The sequence below is a fragment of the Thermopolyspora sp. NPDC052614 genome, assembly GCF_040678635.1.
GTDB lineage: Bacteria > Actinomycetota > Actinomycetes > Streptosporangiales > Streptosporangiaceae > Thermopolyspora.
This window is the reverse complement of the sequence record NZ_JBFATZ010000015.1, coordinates 163,530-181,146: the sequence shown is the minus strand read 5'-3', so window position 1 is coordinate 181,146 and position 17,617 is coordinate 163,530. Positions and strand designations below refer to the sequence as shown.

The following is a 17,617-nucleotide window of genomic DNA, read 5'->3' as shown; positions in this document are numbered from 1 at the left end:
GGGCCCTGGGTCATTCATCGTCCGCGAGCACGTTGCGTGACGCAGCGGTCCGGCTCACTCACGCCTTCTCCAGGTACTCGGCGCGCTCGTCCTCGACCAGGGCGTCGATCTCCGCTCTGAGCGCGGGGTGGCGCTCCAGGTCGGGATCGTCGTCGAGCAGGTCGGCGGCCTCCTGCCGCGCCGTCTCGATCACGTCCTGGTCGCGCAGCAGTTGCAGCAGCTTGAGCGAGGACTTGCGGCCGGACTGGGCCGCGCCGAGCACGTCGCCCTCGCGCCGCTGCTCCAGGTCGACGCGGGACAGCTCGAAGCCGTCGAGGGTGGCCGCGACCGCGTCGAGGCGGACGCGGGCCGCCGACCCCGCCACCGCGTCGGTCACCAGCAGGCACAGGCCGGGCAGGCCGCCGCGGCCGACCCGGCCGCGGAGCTGGTGCAACTGGGAGACGCCGAACCGGTCCGAGTCCATGATCACCATGACCGAGGCGTTCGGCACGTTCACGCCGACCTCGATGACCGTGGTGGCGATCAGCACGTCGATCTCGCCGCGGGTGAAGGCGCGCATCACCGCGTCCTTCTCCTCGGGGGCGAGTTTGCCGTGCAGCACGCCGACCCGCAGCCCGGCCAGCGGCCCCTCGGCCAGCATCGGGGCCACCTCCAGCACCGCGAGCGGGGCCCGCCGCTCCGACTCCGACGTCTCGGCGAATTCGTCCTCGCCCTCGCCCTGCTCGTCGGCGGGCACGCTCGGCAGGTCGCCCTCGTCGCCCTCCAGGTCGCCGATGCGGGGACAGACGATGTACGCCTGCCGGCCGAGCGCGACCTCCTCACGGATCCGCTCCCAGGCGCGCTCAAGGAACCGGGGGCGCTCGGCGGCCGGGACCACGTGGGTGCTGATCGGCGCGCGCCCGGACGGAAGCTGGGCGAGCGTGGAGACCTCCAGGTCGCCGAAGACGGTCATGGCGACCGTGCGCGGGATCGGCGTGGCGGTCATCACCAGCACGTGCGGTCGACCGTTCGCCGACTTCTCGCGCAGCGCGTCGCGTTGCTCCACGCCGAACCGGTGCTGCTCGTCCACGACGACGAGGCCGAGGTCGGCGAACTGCACGTGCTCCTGCAGCAGCGCGTGGGTGCCGATCACGATCCCGGCCGCGCCCGAGGCGGCGTCGAGCAGCGCCGAACGCCGCGCCGCCGCGCCCATCGAGCCGGTGAGCAGCGTCACCCCGGCCCCGCCGCCGTCGGCGGCGAACAGCCCGCCGACGGCGAGGTCGCCGAGCATGTCGACGATCGAGCGGTGGTGCTGCTGGGCGAGCACCTCGGTCGGGGCGAGCATCGCCGCCTGCCCGCCCGCGTCCACGACCTGCAGCATCGCGCGCAGCGCGACGACCGTCTTGCCCGCGCCGACCTCGCCCTGCAGCAGCCGGTGCATGGGGTGCTCCCGCGCCAGGTCGGCCGCGATCTCCTCGCCCACCTCCCGCTGCCCCTCGGTGAGCTGGAACGGCAGCGACGCGTCGAACCGGGCGAGCAGACCCCCTTCGCGGCGCGGGCGCGGCACGGCGGGCATCGCCGCCGCGGCCCTCCGCCGCCGGATCAGGACGGCCTGGAGCACGAACGCCTCGTCGAACTTGAGCCTGGCGCGCGCCCGGCCGATCTCGGCGTGGTCGCGGGGCCGGTGCACGCCGTTCAGCGCCTCGGCGAGCCCGATCAGGCGGTGCCTGCGGCGTACCGGCTCGGGCAGCGGATCGTCGAGCGGGCCCAGCGTGTCGAGGACCACGCCGACGGCCTTGCGCATCGCCTTGGGCGACAGGGCCTGCCCCAGCGGGTAGATCGGGACCGGCGCGGTGGCGAACTCCTCCGCCGTGGTGTCGGTCTCATCGAACAGCTCGAACTCCGGATGCGCGAACTGCCAGCGCCGCTTGTCCTTGCGGCCGAACGCGCTCACCTTCCCGGCGAACATGCCGCGCGCCCCGGGCCTCAGCCGCTTCTCGACCATGTGCGACGCCTTGCCGAAGAACGACAGGTAGATCCTGTTGCCCCGGCCGTCGTCGAGCTCGACCTCCAGCCAGGTGCCCGGCTTGTTGCGCAGCTTACGGCGCATCACCCGGGAGACCTCGCCGACGATCGTCACGTGCTCGTCCGGTTCGAGGGCGTCGAACCCGGTCAGCTCGCCGCGATCGGCGTACCGCCGGGGATAGTGCCGCAGCAGCCCGCCGACCGTGGTCAGGCCCAGCACGGACTCCAGCGTCTTGGCCGTCTTCGGACCCAACGCCTTGCTCAGCGGCTCGTCGAAGCGCGTCACGTCAACCAGTTCTACCGTGCCCCGCCGACAACCACGCCCCTGACGCGGGCGCTCACTCCACGCCGATCAGCAGCGGATACCCGCCCTGGCCGCCCTCGTAGACGGTCACGTCGATGTCGGGCCGTGTCGCGGCGAGGTGGGCGCGGACGGTCTCGGCGAGGCGTTCGCCGTCGCCTGTGCCGCTGACCAGGGTGACCAGCTCGCTGCTGCCCGACAGCATCCGGTCGGCGACCGCGACGGCGGTCTCGGCGAGGTCGGAGCCGATCAGCGCGACGTCGCCGTCCACGACGCCGAGGACGTCCCCCGGGCGGCACACGCCCGCGCTGGTCACGGCCTCGCGGTTCGCCACCCAGACGTGGCCGTGGCGGGTGTGTCCCGCGGCGTCGGTCATCGCCACCACGTCGTCGTCGAAACGGCGCAGCGGATCGTGTACGGCGAGCGCGGCCACGCCCTGCACGGTCGCCCTGGTCGGGATCACGCTGACCGCGATGCCCTCCTCGCGCGCGACCTGGGCCGCGGCGCTCGCGACGGACGCCACGCCGCCGTCGTTGGGCAGCACGGCCACCTCGGCCCCCGCGCGCCGGATCGCCTCAAGGACCTGCGACAAGGGCGGGCTCGAGCCCGGCTCCCGGCGTACGACCACCGCGCCGGACCGTTCGAACAGGCGCGCGATGCCCGCGCCCGCCGCCACGGCGACCACGCCGCGCCCCTGGGCGGGGGCCTGCCCCTGTTCGGCGGCGGCGGGGGTCGCAGGGGTGTCGGCCGGGCCGAGGTAGGTGACCCGGATGCGGTGCGGGCGTCCGGCGGCGATGCCGGCCTCGATCGCCGCGCCCGCGTCGGCGAGGTGGACGTGCACGTTCCACAGCCCGTCGCCCCCGGTGATCACCAGGGACTCGCCCAGTCTGTCCAGTTCGGCGCGCAGCGTCGCCACCGCGGCGTCGTCGGCGTCGAGCAGGTACATGACCTCGTATTCGAGGACCCCGTGCCCGGCGGCGGCGTGCGCGTGACCGGTCGCGTAGCCGGTGACCTCGGTCCTCCCCCTCGGGGCCGGAACGTGGTGGCGCTGGACGTACGAGTCGGTGATCACGGCGGCCAGGCTCTCCAGGATGACCGTGAGCCCCGCGCCGCCGGCGTCGACCACGCCGTTGCGGGCCAGCACCTCCAGTTGCTCGGGGGTGCGCTCCAGGGCGCGCCGGGCCGCCTCGGCCGCTCGCGTGGCCACGTCGGCCAGCCCTCCCGTGGTACGGCGGGCCGCCGCGGCGGCGGCGTCGAGCACGCTCAGCACGGTGCCCTCGACCGGTCGCATCACGGCGACGCGGGCGGTCTCGGCCGCGTGCTCCAAGGCCCGGCGCAGGTCGTCGGCGCGGCCACGGCCCCGTTTGAGCACCTCGGCCAGGCCGCGGAACGCCTGGCTCACGATCACGCCGGAGTTGCCGCGCGCGCCGAGCAGGGTGCCGTGCGCCAGGGCCTGCCAGGTCTTCTCGGTGCCCGCGTCCTCGGGCAGCGCGTCCAGCGCCTCGACCGCCGAGAGCATGGTCAGGTGCAGGTTCGTGCCGGTGTCGCCGTCGGGCACGGGGAAGACGTTGAGGGCGTCGATCTCGGTGCGGACCTCGCCGAGGCTTTCGGCGCAGACCCGGCACCAGCGGCGCACGACGGCGTCGTCCATCTCCTCGATCGCGTGCGCGGTCATCGTCGTCCCTTCGCGGCGGGCCGGAGCGGGCCCGGCCCCGGCGGACTCACGGGCGCAATGACGAACAGTTCGAACCCCTCCTCATCGGCGATGATGAGACTATCCCGGCGAAGCGCCCACCCAAACGGGCGCGGCGATCGCGCCTCGGTTGGTCCTCGATGGGACCCTGATGGGACCGTGATGGGCCCGGATTTGGCGCACGACGGCATTCCTCCGGTATCCTCGTGTGGCCGACCGGTCGTTTTGGTGTGCATCGGTCTCACCGGGGCCTGCAGGACGCAGGCGTGGAGACTTCGCCGCGGGGCGGTCTGACAGGCGTCAACCCTCAGCCAAAGCTGAGATCCCTCGGTCGGGGCCGAGGGTGAATCTAAAGGAGCGATTACCGTGGCATCCGTTTGCGAGGTCTGCGGCAAGAAGCCGACCTTCGGCAACAACATCTCCCACTCCCACCGCCGCACTCGCCGCCGTTGGAACCCCAACATTCAGTCAGTGCGCGCCGTGGTGGGCGGCACCGCCAAGAGGATGAAGGTCTGCACGTCCTGCATCAAGGCGGGCAAGGTCAGCCGCTGACACAGCTACACCGGTAGCCCGGCATCCGTGAGGTGCCGGGCTACTGGTATTTGCGACGAATGCCCGGCCGGTGCCTGGTATGGCCGCTGGCTGCCGCATGATCTACCGCCGCACACCGCGGTGTTCCACTTCGCCAGGTGGTGCCCGTGCAGTCGGCCCTGGGCCTCGGCCGGCTTGCGCTCGATCAGGGCGACGTCGCCGAGCTTGACCGGCTTGGGCCGGGCGCGCGGCACCGATCCTTCGACCGGCCCGCTCCGGTTCACGAGCCATCGGCGGTGGATGCGATCCTTCGCCGATGGCTCGTGCCGTGGGGGTCCTAGAAGAGCCAGTCCAGGAGGCCGCCGCCACCTCCACCGCCGCCGCCTCCGCTGCCGCCGCCACCGCCGGACGGAGCCTCGGTGGTAACGGGCTGGGAGGTCTCCTGTCCGCCGGAGGAAGGCTCGGCGCTGGGTTCGGGGTCGGGCTTGGACTCGTCCTGGGAGACGACGGCGTCATCCTCCGGCCGCGGGTCCGATGTCGCCCTGGCGGTGGGGCTCGTCGAACGGGCTGGGCGTTCGTTCGCCGTGGGGTCACCGGAGGGTCGGCTGTGGCGGGTGGCCGTGGGCCGTGCCGACTCGGGGGTACGGCGGGGGGTCGGCTTGGTCGTGGGTTCGGCGGTCGGCGTGGGGGCGGCCGTCTCGTCGTCCTCGTCGTCGAGTTCGCCGATGTCGGCGGTGGGGTCAACGGTCGGGGCCGCGGGGCGGCGTTCGCTCGCGCATTGGGTGCCGCCGCCTGCGCAGTCCGGTGCGCCGGAGCCCGATGACAGCCAGATGCCGGCACCGGCGATCACTGCGACCGCCGCGGCGGCGGCGACGAGCAGAGGACCACGGCGCCGCTTCTCCGGGAACTCGTCGTCGGGGTCGGACTGCCGCCAGCCCGAGCCGAGGAAGCCTTTTCGGGATCCGTCGCCGTCCCCGGTGTCCGGCCAGGCCGTTCCGTGCGGTTCGGCCATCTCGGGGGCGGCCTCGGCCGTGTGGGGATCGGAGGCGTCGGACTCCACGGTGTGTGGGTCCGCCGCGTACGCATCCACGGCGTGGGCGTCCGCTTCGCGCGGGTCCACGGCCTGTCCGTCCGCGGCGTACGCGTCGTCCTGGGACGTTTCGACCACGTTCACGCTCAGCGTGTGCGCGTCCTCGGTGGTGAAGGCGTACTCCTGGGAGCCGTAGTCCTGCGCCGCGTACTCCTGCCCCGCGTACTCCTGCCCTGCGTACTCCTGCCCTGCGTATTCGTGCGCCGCGTACCCCAGGTCGCCCTGGGAGGCGGGGTCGCCCTCCCCGTAGCCGACGGAGAGCACATCGCCCGTGGCGGGCGGCGTCTCGCGGTGCGGGTCGTCGGCGTAGGTCTCGGCGTAGACCTGCTGCGGATCGTGGTAAGCGCTCTCCCGATAGCCGGAGGCGAACTCGGATTCGTCCATCTGCGCGGCCGGCCACTCCGAGCGGGCCGCCGCGTCGTCGGACCCCCACCCCTCGGTCACGTAGGGCCTGCTGTACGACACCCCCTCGTCGTCCACCGCGTCCATCGGCCCGGTGGCCTCGCCCGCCGTGTCACGCCGAGGGGCGCGGTTGTCGTACGGAGAGTCGTGTCCGGCGGCCTCGCCCCGGTATTCGGCGGGCTCGGCCCACCCTTGGTCCTCCTCCGGCTTGCGCTTCCTCCGCCGTCGCGGTCCGCCGCCGCCCATGTCAAACCCTTCCGTCGGCAATCTTGACGACATGTTTTAGCAGTGTCGGGTGGGGCCGTCAGGGAATCTCACGAGTACCGGTAGTTCATCGTTATGAACCGGTCTATCAGCATTCACAGGAGTAACGGCGGATTGTAGGGATAATCCCCAGGTCGCCACGTTCCAACGCGCTCACCGCCACCGCCACGCGTGATCGACCGGCCCGATGCCCGCCCCCAGCGCGAACCCCCGCTCGATCGCCCCGGTGACGTACTCCTTGGCCTTGCCGACCGCCCCCGGCACGTCCTCGCCCAGCGCGAGGTACGAGGCGATCGCGGAGGCGAGCGTGCATCCGGTGCCATGGGTGTGCCGGTTGTCCAGCCTCCGGGCGGCGAAGCGGAACTCGCGGGTCCCGTCGGTGAGCAGATCGACGGGGTCCCCCGGCAGGTGCCCGCCCTTGACGAGCACCCAGCGCGGCCCCAGTTCGAGCACCGCGTCCGCCGCCCGGCGCAGCTCGCGCTCGTCGTCCACGGTGACCCCGGTGAGCTGCTCGACCTCGTACAGGTTCGGGGTGGTCACGGTGGCCACCGGCAGCAGCCGCGTACGCACGGTCTCGACGGCGTCGGGCTCAAGCAGGGGGTCGCCGTGCTTGGACACCCCGACCGGATCTACCACGACCGGGACGTCCACGGCGGCGAGCCGCTCGGCGACGGTCTCGACCAGCACCGGCGAGGCGAGCATGCCCGTCTTGATCGCCTGGGCGCCGATGTCGCCGAGCACCGAGTCGAGCTGGGCCCGGACCGCCTCCGGCGGCAGCTCCCAGTAGCCCTGCACGCCCAGCGAGTTCTGCGCGGTCACGGCGGCGATCACGCTCATGCCGTGCACCCCGAGGGCCAGCATCGTCTTCAGGTCGGCCTGGATGCCGGCGCCCCCTCCCGAATCCGACCCGGCGATGGTGAGCACACGAGGAGGAGTCATGCTCATATCCAACCAAAACGCGCCGCCCGTCCGGCCCCAGGCCTCATAGAACCCGGCAGCGCCCGCCCTTCAATTCGCAGAAGTCCGGCGTGATCGGCGCGCCCTGGGCGGCGATGGTGACCGCGACGCCGCCTCCCGACGGGATGAGGTCCTGGGAGCTGAGCACCAGCATATCGCCCCGCTGGATCGCGTTCGCGCCGTCCACGGCCAGCGCCCGGCCGCCGATCGGCAGGCTGATCTCCCAGCCGGTCAGGTCGCCGCGCCCCTCGTTGCCGATGGCGATCTCGGCCGAGTACCGGCCGTTCACGAAGCGGGTCACGGTGAACTTCACCACCGCCTTCCGGGGCCGGTCGGCGGGTGTGCCCACCGGCTTCGGCGATGCCGAGGGGAGGGCCCGCGGAGTCTCCTCGTTGGTGGCGGCCGGGCTGGCCTTCTTCGTCGGTGACGGCTTGGGCGACGGTTTCGGCGAGGGCTTCCCCGTACGGCCGACGGTCGGGCTGGGCACCGCGGTGGGCGGATCGCCGGAGGCGCCGGTCCCGAGCGTCGGACCGTCCGTGGGATCGCCGGGAACTCCGTTCGCGTCCGGGCCGGGGGTCTGTGTGGGAGCGCTCTGCTGCGGAAAAAGGGGGTCGCACTGCGTCCCGGCCGGGCAGGGCGAGCCAAGCCCGAGCTCACCGGTCGCCCCGGTCTCCGCCCCGGCCATCAGCCGGACCGCGGCGATGACGCCGGTGACGGTCGCGACGAACGCCACGGCCAGCAACAGCGCCGCGCGTAATCGCCGGGGGCGGCGGTCCCAGGAGGGCCCCGGATAACCACCCCACGTCGGAGCTTCCCTTTCCCAGGGAAGTCCGTGTCGGCCCATGGTGACCCCTTTGTCTAAGTCACAACCGCCGCACCACTCACATCATTGGTAACAAACTTCCGCCCATAATTCCGGCATTTCACTGGAAGTGATCCCAACCTCCGCGCCCCGGATCCCGCCCTTTCACCAGCACTCCACGCCCGCCCGTCACCCGGCCCACGATCCGCCACCCGTCCCCGAGCCGCGCGCCCTCCGGAAAGACCGCGGCGAGCGCGTGGTCCTCGCCGCCGGTCAGCACCCAGTCGAGCGGATCGGCCCCGAGCGCCCGCGCCGCCGCCCCCATCACCTCCGGCACCTCCAGCGCCCCCGGATCGAGCTCGACGCCAACCCCGCCGGCCTCGGCGATATGCCCCAGGTCCTGCACGAGCCCGTCGCTGACGTCGAGCATCGCGGTCGCCCCCAGTTCCGCCGCCTCCGGCCCCCGCCCGTACGGCGGAGCCGGCCGCCGATGCGCCGCCACGAGTTCCTCGAACCCACTGATCGCCCTCCCGGCCTGCAACAGAGCCAGCCCCGCCGCCGCGTACCCGAGCCGCCCCGCGACCGCGACCACCTGCCCGGGCCGCGCCCCGGCCCGCGTGACGGGCGCCCGCCCCTGGAGGTCGCCGAGCGCCGTGACCCCCACGACCACGCTGTCCGCGCCCACGATGTCGCCCCCCGCGACGCTCGCCCCGACCAGCCCGCACTCGTCGCGCAGCCCGTCGGTCAGCTGCTCCGCCCAGTCCACCGGCAGGTCCCGGGGTATCCCGAGCCCGACGAAGATCGCGGTCGGCCGCGCGCCCATGGCGGCCACGTCGGCGAGGTTCTGCGCGGCGGCCTTGCGCCCGATGTCGTACCCGCTCGACCAGTCCCGGCGGAAATGCCTGCCTTCGACGAGGAGATCGGTCGTCACCACGACCCGCCCGTCGGGGGCCTTGAGCACCGCGGCGTCGTCGCCGGGACCGAGCAGTACGTCCGGTCCCTGCCTCAATCGACCTGTAATTCGCTGAATTAGCCCAAATTCGCCGAGATCTCCGACTGTGATCTTACACCTCCGGGTGCTTTCGGGGTACGGTGGCGCTCCGGCGCTGATCTCAACGCGGCATGCTGTACGGGAGGGACATATGGTGCAGGCCTACATCCTTATCCAGACCGAGGTCGGCAAGGCCGCCGAGGTCGCCCGTCAAATCGCCGCGATCACCGGCGTGACCCAGGCGGAGGATGTGACCGGCCCCTACGACGTGATCGTCCGGGCCGAGGCCCGCGACGTGGACGAGCTCGGCAAGCTCGTGGTGGCCCGGATTCAGTCGGTGGAGGGCATCACGCGTACGCTTACCTGTCCGATCGTCCATATCTGACACTTCTGGGAGGGCCGCAGTGCGTGTCACCGCCGGAGTCGTCCTGCTGGCTCTGGCCCTGACCGGCTGCGCACAGCCGGTCAGGATCGATCCGCCCCGGCCACAGGGGGCCGCCGCCGAGGGCTGCCGGGCGCTCGGAAACGTCCTGCCGCAGCGTCTCGACGGCGCCGAGCGCGCCGAGGCGACCCCGCGGTCGCCGTACACGGCCGTCTGGGGCGAGGCGGAGATCGCCCTGCGCTGCGGCGTGCCGCGCCCGGCCGCGATGAAGCCGACCGACACCGTGTCCGAGTTCAACGGGGTCGCGTGGTTCGCCGACCCGGCCAAGCCGCTGCTGTTCACGGCCATCGGCCGGGAGGCGTACGTCGAGGTGACGATCTCCCGCGAGCACACCCCGGGCGACGTGCTGGTCGAGCTGGCCGGGCCGATCACCAAGGCCATCCCCGACTGAGCGGGACCGCGGCGCGGCGGCGGGTCAGCGCAGGCCGACCGGGCGTTCGAGCGCGAGCCGGATCAGGTGGTCCACCAGCTCCGGATACGACAGGCCGGAGGCGGCCCACAGTTGCGGCGCGACCGACAGCGAGGTGAACCCGGGCAGCGTGTTGATCTCGTTGAGGATCAGACGGCCGTCCGGCGTGTAGAAGAAGTCCACCCGGGCGAGCCCCTCGCAGCCCAGCGCCTCGAACGCGCGCACCGCCATCTCGCGCACCCGCTCGGCCACCGCCTCGGGGATGTCGGCGGGCACGGCCAGCGACATGTGCTCGGGGTAGTACTTGGCCTCGAAGTCGAAGAACTCGTGGTCCTCGCGCACGAGGATCTCCCCCGGCACGGACGCCTTCGGCGGCTCGTCGTCCAGCGACGACAGCACCGCGCACTCGACCTCCCGGCCGACGATCGCGGCCTCGACGAGCACCTTCGGGTCGTGCTCGCGGGCGCGCTCGATCGCCCGCTCCAGCTCGTCGGCGTCGTGCGCCTTGGAGATGCCCTGGCTGGACCCGGCGCGGGCCGGCTTGACGAACATCGGCCAGCCCAGTTCCTCGGTCTCCTTGAGCACCCGGGCCCGGTCCCGCCGCCAGTCCCGGTCGCGCACCACCACGTGCGGCCCCACCGGCAGCCCCGCCTGCGCGAGTAGCGCCTTCATGAACGCCTTGTCCATGCCGACCGCGCTGGCCAGCACCCCGGATCCGACGTAGCGCACCCCGGCCATCTCCAGCAGCCCCTGGATCGTGCCGTCCTCGCCGAACGGCCCGTGCAGCAGCGGGAACACCACGTCCACCTCGCCGAGGCCGCGGGGGATGTTCCCCGGCTCAAGCGCGACCAGCGAGCCGCTTCCCGACGGCAGCGCGATCTCGGTGCCGGTCCGCTCCACCTCGGGCAGCGTGGTGCCCTCGATCTCGTAGCGCTGGTCGTCGGCCGCCAGCACCCACCGCCCATCGGGCGCGATGCCGATCGGGATCACCTCGTACACTGCCGGGTCGAGGGCCTTGAGCACGCTGCCCGCCCCCATGATGGAGACGGAGTGCTCGGAATTGCGCCCTCCGAAGACGACCGCCACGCGGATGCGCGGTCGAGTTACGCGCTGCTCGTTCATGATGTCCGAATGTACCCCGACTGTCACATGCGAGTCTGGGATGTCGCACCCCGTGTCTCCATGGGCGGCAATGCGTCGAGAGCTGCCGTGACGTCCATGATGAGGTCTTCGGCGTCCTCAAGCCCGATGGAGAAGCGCACCGCGCCCGGATCGATGCCCGACGCGGTCAGCAGCGCGGGATCGAGGCGGCGGTGCGACGTGGCGGCCACGTGCGCGACCTTGGTGTGGCTCCCGCCCACGCCGGTGGCGATCCGCGCGAGCCGCACCCCGTCGGCGAGCCGCGCGCCCGCCTCGTAGCCCCCGTACGGGGTGATCGTCACGCAGGCGCCGTACCGGGTGCCCTCGGGCCCGGAGTCGAACAGCTTGCGCGCCAGCGGATGCCCGGGGTGTGAGGGCAGCCCCGGATACCAGACCCGCCGCACCCGGGGATGCTTGGCGAGCGCCGCGGCGAACACGGTCGCGGTCGCGCACATGCGGCGCATCCGCAGCGTCAGCGTCTCAAGGCCGCGGCGCAGCAGGAAGGCGTCGTCCGGGGAGAGCGCGTCCCCGGTGTCGGCGCGCACCTCGGCGAGCTGGGCGATCAGGTCGGGCCGCCCGACGACCACGCCGCCCGCGCTGTCGTCGTGCCCGCCCAGGTAGCCGGTCGCGGTGTGCACGACGAGGTCGGCGCCGTGTTCGAGCGGCCGGCACACCACCGGCGTGGCCAGCGTCGAGTCGACGACGAGCAGCGCGCCGACCTCGCGCGCCATCCGGTACAGGCCGCGCAGGTCGGCGACGGCCATGGTCGGGTCGGCGAGCGTCTCGGCGAACACGATCTTCGTACGCGGGCGTACGGCCGCGCGGACCTGCCGCAGGTCGGCGTAGTCCACGAAATCGGCGGTCACTCCGAACCGGGACAGGACATTGGTCAGCAGGGCGTAGGTGGACTCCTGCAGCGGGCTCGGGGCCACCACGTGCGACCCCGCCCGCAGGAACGTCATGAACACCGTGGTCAGCGCGGCCGGACCGGAGGAGAACGCCTGCCCGGCCACGTCCTCGGGGGCCGCCGCGCCCTCAAGGGCCGCGACCCCGGCGGCGAACGCGGCCACGGTCGGGTTGCCGACGACCGGCTCGTCCATGCCGGCGTACTCGGCCGTGGCGGAGAAGCTCCACGCGGCGGTGCGCCACACCGGCAGCCCGAGCGGCCGGTGGGCGGGAACCTTGAGCGGCGGCAGGTGGACCGCCCGGGAGTTCTCGCCGAGCGGCCTGCGCCGGCGGGGTCCGGTCACACGCCGTACCGTTCCGGTTTGGGAGTCCGGGACATCAGCAGCATCGCGGCCTCGCGGGGGGACATTCCATCGTGGACGACACCGACCACGACCTCGGTGATCGGCATCTCCACGTCGTGCTTGCGCGCGAGTTCGAGAACCGACTCACAGGACTTGACCCCTTCGGCGGTCTGTTTGGTCGCGGCGATGACCTCGCTCAGTGTCATACCACGTCCAAGATTCTCCCCGAAAGTGCGATTACGCGATAAAGGTGAGGTGCATGTGGCGACCAGGTCGCCCATGCCCGCGAGCCCGGCGAAGGTGTGCGGGTCCGCCCCGAGGGCCGCGCCGAGCCGGGAGATCTCGGCGAGCCCGCGCGTCATCAGCGTCGCCGCCACGTTGTTCCCCAGGCCCATGCCGACCGCGACCCCGACCGCCAGCGCGATCACGTTCTTCACCGCGCCGCCCAGCTCCACGCCGACGACGTCGGTGTTGGTGTACGGGCGGAACCACGGCAGATGGCACGCCTCCTGCAGCCGCGTCGCCACCGCCTCGTCCACCGAGGCCACGACCGTGGCGGCCGGCTGCCGCTGCACCAGCTCGCCCACGAGGTTGGGGCCGGAGACGACCGCGACGCGTTCCAGCGGCACGCCGGCGACCTCGCAGATCACCTCGCTCATCCGCTTGCAGGTGCCCAGCTCGACGCCCTTCATCAGGCTGACGAGCACGGCCTTTTCCGGCATGTACGGTCTCCACGCGGCGAGGTTGCCCCGCAGCGTCTGCGCCGGCACGGCCAGCACCACCAGGTCGGCGTCGTCCATCGCCGCGGCCGGGTCGGCGGTCGCCCGCAGGCTCGGGGGCAGCGCCACGCCCGGGAGGTAGTCGGGATTCTCGTGCCGCCCGTCGATGGCTTTCACGATCTCCTCGCGGCGCCCCCACACGGTGGTGCGGGTGCCCGCCTCGGCGAGGATCATGGCGAACGTGGTCCCCCAGGAACCGGAACCGAAAACGGCGGCTTTGGTCATCTTCTCACCGTACGCCGAAGTCAGATGTCAGCGAGCGTGTCCGCGGAGCCGTCCTCGGGGCGCGTTGTGGCGGCCTCCGGCCCCGGCGTACCGGACGCCCCGGACACGCCGGACGCCCCGGACGCGGCCACGACGTCCTTCCCATCGACCTTCCCATTGGCGGCGGCCCCGTTGCCAGCCCCGGCGCGGTTCATGTCGTACGGCGTGTCCGGCGCCTTCTCCCCGCGCAGCTCGGCGAGCTGATCGGTGATCGCCCGCATGATGTCGGCCGTCGCCTCGCGCAGCACGCTGCCGCGCATCGGCCGGCCCTCGTACTTCGACAGATCCACCGGCGGCCCGGCGATCACGTGGAAGGTCTTGCGCGGCAGCAGCCGGGGCCGCGTCTCCTTCCCGTACGGCAGCAGCTCCTGCGCCCCCCAGTGCGCCACCGGGATCACCGGCGCGCCGGTCGCCAGCGCCAGCCGCGCCACGCCGGTCTTCGCCGTCATCGGCCACAGGTCCGGGTCGCGGGTGACCGTGCCCTCCGGGTAGACGATCACGCACGCGCCCTCGCGCAGCGCCTTCTCGGCGTGCTTGAGCGAGAGCGCGGCGTCGGCGCGCCCGCGCGCCACCGGGATCTGCACGAGCTTGCGCAGCACCCAGCCGAGCACCGGGACCTCGAACAGGCTGCCCTTGATCATGAAGACCATCCAGCGCCCGTTCACGTACAGGAAGTGCGAGATCAGCAGCGGGTCGATGGTGGACAGGTGGTTGAGCGCGACGATGCAGCCGCCCTCGCGCGGCAGGCTCCCCCGCCAGTCCCGCTTCACCAGGATGAACAGCAGGGGCCGGAGAACCACCACGGCCAGCGCCTCCCAAAAGATCGACGGTCGTCCGGGGCGGCGGCTCATGGCTCCTCCTGTGCTCGGCGGGTGGACGGTGACGCGTCACAGTCTCCCGGTTCGCCGCCCGGCATGTCGAGGCAGGATGCTGGTAGGCATGGATGTCGTGGAAGGTCCCGGCTGGTCGCTGGTGGTGCCGGTGAAGACCCTGGTGGCCGCGAAGACGCGCCTGGCCGAGGCCGCCGGGCCGTACCGGGCGGCGCTGGCGGTGGCCGTGGCGTGCGACACGGTGGCGGCGGCGCTGGCGTGCCCGTCCGTCCGGCGTGTCGTGGTGGTCACCGGCGATCCGGTGCCGGCCGGGGAGCTGGCCGCGCTCGGCGCGCACGTGGTGGACGACCCGCAGCGCGGCCTCAACGCCGCGCTCCGGTGCGGCGCGGCCGAGGCGGTACGGCTCGCGCCCGGCGACCACGTGGCCGCGCTCCAGGCCGACCTTCCCGCCCTGCGGCCGGACGAGCTGGCGCGGGCGCTGACCGCGGCCGCCCAGTTCGAGCAGGCGTTCGTGCCCGACGCCGTCGAGGTCGGCACCACGTGTTACACGACGCGGCGGGGCGAGCCGTTCCGGCCCGGTTTCGGCGGCGAGTCCCGGGCCAGGCATCTGGCGCGCGGGGCGAAGGAGCTGCTCCTCGACGGCATCGCCTCGGTGCGCCGCGACGTCGACACCGTCGAGGATCTGCGCGCCGCCCTCGCCCTCGGCGTGGGACCGCGCACGGCCGCGGTCGCCGCCGAGATGGGCGTCACGCCGTAGGCCCGCTCAGTGGCCCGCTCAGTGGCCCGCTCAGTGGCCCGCTTAATGCCCGCTTATTGGCCCGCTTATTGGCCAGCTCAGTGGTACGCGCCGTCCTCCTCCCGGGCCCGCGGCGGCAGCAGGAACGCGACCACGAAGGCGAGCGCGAACATGCCGGCCACGACCCAGAGGGTGACCCGCATCGCCTCGCCGAATCCCCCGGCCGGCGCCGCGTGGGCCGCCGGGCCGACGCCGAAGAACACGGTGCCGAGCAGCGCCACCCCGAACGCGCCGCCGAGCTGCTGCACGGCGGTGAGCGCGCCCGAGGCCGAGCCGGTCTCCTGCTGCTCGACGCCGGCGAGCACGATGTCGAAGAACGGCGACATGACCATGCCCATGCCCAGGCCGGTGACGATCAGCGCGGGGGCGAGGGTCCACAGCGACGCGCCTCCGCTCATCCCGTCGGTCAGCTCCAGGGTGAGCAGCAGGCCGAGGACCCCGCCCACCATGATCGTCATGCCGATGTGGACGAGCAGGCGCCCCAGCTTCCCCACCAAGCCCGCGGCGACCCCGAACCCGAGGACCGTGCCGATCGACCAGGGCAGCGCGGCGAGTCCGGCGTCCAGCGGCCCGTAGCCCAATCCGATCTGCACGTACAGGCTGAAGACCAGCGAGAAGCCGGCGATACCGCTGAAGAACACCAGCCCGGTGACGAGCCCGCCGGAGAATCCGCGCTTGCGGAACAGCGCGGGCACGACCAGCGGGTCGCCGCCCGCCCGCTGCTTGGCCACCGCGTACCACCCGAACAGGGCGAACAGCACGACCGAGGCCGCGATCATCACGAACATCCAGGCCGGCCAGTCCTGCTCGCGCCCCTGCACCAGCGGGTAGATCACCAGTAGCCCGGCCGCCGTGACCAGCGCCATGCCGACCAGGTCGAGGCGGGGCGGCGTCGCCGTGCGCACCTCGGGCAGCACCCGCCATCCGGCGAGCACGGCCAGCAGCGTGAGCGGCAGGTTGATGATGAAGATCATGCGCCAGCCGGTGCCGAAGAAGTCCGCGTCGATCAGCCAGCCGGCCAGCACCGGCCCGCCGACGGAGGACAGGCCCATGATCGGGCCGAACAGCCCGAAGGCCGCGCCCATCTCCTTCGGCGGGAACATCTCCTTGATCATGCCGAGCCCCTGCGGCAGCATCACCGCGCCGAACAGGCCCTGGACGACGCGGGCGGCGATCAGGACGCCGGGCGACCAGGCCACCGCGCACAGCAGCGACCCGGTGCCGAACCCCACGGCTCCGATCAGGAACATCCGCTTCTTGCCATAGATGTCGCCGAGGCGCCCGCCGGTGATCAGCCCGACGGCCATGGAGAGCGTGTAGCAGGCGCCGAGCCACTGGATCGTGGTCTCGCCGCCGCCGATGTCGGCGCGGATGGTGGGCGCGGCGATGTTGGTGATCAGCGCGTCGAGCAGGTCCATCACCTCGGCGGCGAGGAGCACCAGCAGGGCGGGCCAGCGCCATCGGTAGGCGACGACGTCGCCCGCGGCGGCGTCGGCGAGGGGAGCGGTCACGGACGACTCCAAACGTTACGTGAACAGTGTTCTGACGACCTGAGCAATGTTCTTACACTGAACAGTGTTCTAGGTCAAGAACAAGGTTCCAGCTTCTGAGCGATGTTCGACCGGTTTCCGCCGCTGTGGTAGAAGTGAGGGCACAGGCTGACAAGGAGATCGATGAGCAGCGAGCCCGACAGGGCCGAGACCTCCCTGCCCCCGCCGCCGTGGGAGCGCCCGGCGAAACGCACCGCCCCCGCCCGCGTCCCGCTCAGCCGGGACCGCATCGTGGAGGCGGCCTTCACCGTGCTCGACCGGGAGGGGTACGCGGGCCTGAGCATGCGCCGGGTCGCCGCCGAACTCGGCGTCGCGGTCTCGGCCCTCTACGCGCACGTCCGCGACAAGGACGAACTGCTTGAGCTGATGCACAACCGGACGCACGCCGACATTCCCATCCCCGAGCCCGACCCCGAGCGCTGGATGGAGCAGGTCAAGCAGTACGCCCGGGAGGTTCGCGGCCGTCTCGGGACCCACCGCGACCTGGCCCGCATCTCCATGGGCCAGATGCCGTTCACCCGCGACATGCTGCCGCGCGTGGAATGGCTCTTCGCGATCTTCCGGGCGGGCGGCCTGCCCGACGAGATGATCGCCGCGGCGGCCGACATGATCTCCACGTACGTGGACGGGTTCGCCTACGAGGAAAGCCTCTGGTACGAGCACAATCCGAAGAGCGACGAGTACTGGAAGGAGTTGATAGGGCAGTTGGGCGACTATTTCGCCGGGTTGCCGCCGGATCGCTTCCCCACCCTCGTCGCGTTGTCCACCGTCATGTTCATCTCGGACAACGACGAGCGTTTCGAGCTCGGCCTCGACGTCATCCTGCGCGGCCTCGCCACCTACATCGCGCGCTAGGCCGGCGGGCATCGCGCGCTAGGCTGGCGGGCGTGCAGGCCACCGTGCGGACCTTCGACCCGGCGACCCGCTCCGGGTCGGTGTTCCTCGACGACGGCGCCGAGCTCGGCTTCGCCGCCGACGCCTTCGACGCCGGGCCGCTGCGGCTGCTGCGGCCGGGTCAGCGGGTGAACATCGCCGTCGCCGGCGGGCGGATCACCGTCGTCACGCTCTCCACCTTTCCGCTTCCGGAAGGTGAATGAACGTCCGATTTCCGGGAGCCGGAAA

Annotated in this window: 17 protein-coding genes; 6 read left to right on the top strand and 11 right to left on the bottom strand. The window is 72.3% G+C overall.

Features of this window, described 5'->3' with window-relative positions; translation table 11 throughout:
• Positions 1 to 58 precede the first annotated feature (58 nt).
• Both recG and AB0K60_RS28015 read right to left on the bottom strand, forming a co-directional pair.
• Positions 59 to 2,290: an ATP-dependent DNA helicase RecG gene (recG, locus tag AB0K60_RS28020; RefSeq protein WP_364061348.1), complete on the bottom strand. Its 2,232-nt coding sequence runs from the start codon at positions 2,288 to 2,290 to the stop codon at positions 59 to 61.
• A 52-nt stretch (positions 2,291 to 2,342) separates the two neighbouring features.
• Positions 2,343 to 3,980, bottom strand: a complete 1,638-nt coding sequence (locus tag AB0K60_RS28015; RefSeq protein WP_364061345.1) for a DAK2 domain-containing protein — start codon at positions 3,978 to 3,980, stop codon at positions 2,343 to 2,345.
• Positions 3,981 to 4,364: 384 nt separating this feature from the next.
• Between AB0K60_RS28015 and rpmB the strand changes: the two genes are divergently transcribed.
• Positions 4,365 to 4,550, top strand: coding sequence for a 50S ribosomal protein L28 (gene rpmB / locus AB0K60_RS28010; protein WP_364061342.1), 186 nt, complete (start codon positions 4,365 to 4,367; stop codon positions 4,548 to 4,550).
• Between the two features lie 316 nt (positions 4,551 to 4,866).
• Here rpmB and AB0K60_RS28005 read toward each other — a convergent pair whose 3' ends face one another.
• The 4 genes from AB0K60_RS28005 to AB0K60_RS27990 form a co-directional block, all read right to left on the bottom strand.
• Positions 4,867 to 6,267, bottom strand: a complete 1,401-nt coding sequence (locus tag AB0K60_RS28005; protein WP_364061339.1) for a hypothetical protein — start codon at positions 6,265 to 6,267, stop codon at positions 4,867 to 4,869.
• Between the two features lie 171 nt (positions 6,268 to 6,438).
• Positions 6,439 to 7,230, bottom strand: a complete 792-nt coding sequence (thiD, locus tag AB0K60_RS28000) for a bifunctional hydroxymethylpyrimidine kinase/phosphomethylpyrimidine kinase (RefSeq protein WP_364061336.1) — start codon at positions 7,228 to 7,230, stop codon at positions 6,439 to 6,441.
• Between the two features lie 37 nt (positions 7,231 to 7,267).
• The gene (locus AB0K60_RS27995) at positions 7,268 to 8,086 is read right to left on the bottom strand and encodes a hypothetical protein (RefSeq protein WP_364061333.1); all 819 of its coding nucleotides are present in this window, start codon (positions 8,084 to 8,086) and stop codon (positions 7,268 to 7,270) included.
• 79 nt (positions 8,087 to 8,165) lie between these two features.
• Entirely contained in the window at positions 8,166 to 9,107 is a 942-nt protein-coding gene (locus tag AB0K60_RS27990; protein ID WP_364061411.1) for a thiamine-phosphate kinase, read from the bottom strand.
• Positions 9,108 to 9,186: 79 nt separating this feature from the next.
• On the opposite strand from AB0K60_RS27990, the gene AB0K60_RS27985 reads away from it, so the two are divergent.
• Both AB0K60_RS27985 and AB0K60_RS27980 read left to right on the top strand, forming a co-directional pair.
• A complete protein-coding gene (locus tag AB0K60_RS27985) occupies positions 9,187 to 9,420 on the top strand; it encodes an Lrp/AsnC ligand binding domain-containing protein (protein WP_364061330.1) in 234 nt (77 codons plus the stop codon).
• A gap of 19 nt (positions 9,421 to 9,439) precedes the next feature.
• On the top strand, positions 9,440 to 9,868 hold the full coding sequence (locus tag AB0K60_RS27980) for a DUF3515 domain-containing protein (protein WP_364061327.1): 429 nt from the start codon (positions 9,440 to 9,442) through the stop codon (positions 9,866 to 9,868).
• A 24-nt stretch (positions 9,869 to 9,892) separates the two neighbouring features.
• Here the strand turns inward: AB0K60_RS27980 and AB0K60_RS27975 are convergent, their stop codons facing one another.
• From AB0K60_RS27975 to AB0K60_RS27960, 4 genes are read right to left on the bottom strand one after another with little or no spacing between them, the layout of a single operon-like run.
• On the bottom strand, positions 9,893 to 11,008 hold the full coding sequence (locus tag AB0K60_RS27975) for a D-alanine--D-alanine ligase family protein (RefSeq protein ID WP_364061324.1): 1,116 nt from the start codon (positions 11,006 to 11,008) through the stop codon (positions 9,893 to 9,895).
• A gap of 23 nt (positions 11,009 to 11,031) precedes the next feature.
• Entirely contained in the window at positions 11,032 to 12,276 is a 1,245-nt protein-coding gene (locus AB0K60_RS27970; protein WP_364061321.1) for a PLP-dependent transferase, read from the bottom strand.
• A complete protein-coding gene (locus AB0K60_RS27965; RefSeq protein ID WP_364061318.1) occupies positions 12,273 to 13,280 on the bottom strand; it encodes an NAD(P)H-dependent glycerol-3-phosphate dehydrogenase in 1,008 nt (335 codons plus the stop codon). The genes AB0K60_RS27970 and AB0K60_RS27965 overlap by 4 nt, the downstream gene beginning before the upstream one ends.
• A 20-nt stretch (positions 13,281 to 13,300) precedes the next feature.
• Positions 13,301 to 14,170 carry a lysophospholipid acyltransferase family protein gene (locus AB0K60_RS27960; protein ID WP_364061315.1) on the bottom strand — a complete coding sequence of 290 codons (870 nt, stop codon included), beginning with the start codon at positions 14,168 to 14,170 and terminating at the stop codon, positions 13,301 to 13,303.
• Positions 14,171 to 14,258: 88 nt separating this feature from the next.
• On the opposite strand from AB0K60_RS27960, the gene cofC reads away from it, so the two are divergent.
• Positions 14,259 to 14,906, top strand: coding sequence for a 2-phospho-L-lactate guanylyltransferase (gene cofC, locus AB0K60_RS27955; protein WP_364061312.1), 648 nt, complete (start codon positions 14,259 to 14,261; stop codon positions 14,904 to 14,906).
• 77 nt (positions 14,907 to 14,983) lie between these two features.
• Here cofC and AB0K60_RS27950 read toward each other — a convergent pair whose 3' ends face one another.
• Entirely contained in the window at positions 14,984 to 16,456 is a 1,473-nt protein-coding gene (locus AB0K60_RS27950) for an MFS transporter (protein ID WP_364061309.1), read from the bottom strand.
• Between the two features lie 162 nt (positions 16,457 to 16,618).
• Between AB0K60_RS27950 and AB0K60_RS27945 the strand changes: the two genes are divergently transcribed.
• Together AB0K60_RS27945 and AB0K60_RS27940 are read left to right on the top strand one after the other, a co-directional pair.
• Positions 16,619 to 17,350 carry a TetR/AcrR family transcriptional regulator gene (locus AB0K60_RS27945; protein ID WP_364061306.1) on the top strand — a complete coding sequence of 244 codons (732 nt, stop codon included), beginning with the start codon at positions 16,619 to 16,621 and terminating at the stop codon, positions 17,348 to 17,350.
• Between the two features lie 32 nt (positions 17,351 to 17,382).
• The gene (locus AB0K60_RS27940) at positions 17,383 to 17,592 is read left to right on the top strand and encodes a hypothetical protein (protein WP_364061303.1); all 210 of its coding nucleotides are present in this window, start codon (positions 17,383 to 17,385) and stop codon (positions 17,590 to 17,592) included.
• The last annotated feature ends 25 nt before the right edge of the window (positions 17,593 to 17,617 follow it).

What these genes read in the sequence shown, in the direction of transcription:
- AB0K60_RS28015 (WP_364061345.1), bottom strand. Translation starts at nt 3,980, where the DNA reads ATGACCGCGCACGCGATCGAGGAGATGGACGACGCCGTCGTGCGCCGC.
- AB0K60_RS28005 (WP_364061339.1), bottom strand. Translation starts at nt 6,267, where the DNA reads ATGGGCGGCGGCGGACCGCGACGGCGGAGGAAGCGCAAGCCGGAGGAG.
- thiD (WP_364061336.1), bottom strand. Translation starts at nt 7,230, where the DNA reads ATGAGCATGACTCCTCCTCGTGTGCTCACCATCGCCGGGTCGGATTCG.
- AB0K60_RS27995 (WP_364061333.1), bottom strand. Translation starts at nt 8,086, where the DNA reads ATGGGCCGACACGGACTTCCCTGGGAAAGGGAAGCTCCGACGTGGGGT.
- AB0K60_RS27985 (WP_364061330.1), top strand. Translation starts at nt 9,187, where the DNA reads ATGGTGCAGGCCTACATCCTTATCCAGACCGAGGTCGGCAAGGCCGCC.
- AB0K60_RS27975 (WP_364061324.1), bottom strand. Translation starts at nt 11,008, where the DNA reads ATGAACGAGCAGCGCGTAACTCGACCGCGCATCCGCGTGGCGGTCGTC.
- AB0K60_RS27965 (WP_364061318.1), bottom strand. Translation starts at nt 13,280, where the DNA reads ATGACCAAAGCCGCCGTTTTCGGTTCCGGTTCCTGGGGGACCACGTTC.
- AB0K60_RS27960 (WP_364061315.1), bottom strand. Translation starts at nt 14,170, where the DNA reads ATGAGCCGCCGCCCCGGACGACCGTCGATCTTTTGGGAGGCGCTGGCC.
- cofC (WP_364061312.1), top strand. Translation starts at nt 14,259, where the DNA reads ATGGATGTCGTGGAAGGTCCCGGCTGGTCGCTGGTGGTGCCGGTGAAG.
- AB0K60_RS27945 (WP_364061306.1), top strand. Translation starts at nt 16,619, where the DNA reads ATGAGCAGCGAGCCCGACAGGGCCGAGACCTCCCTGCCCCCGCCGCCG.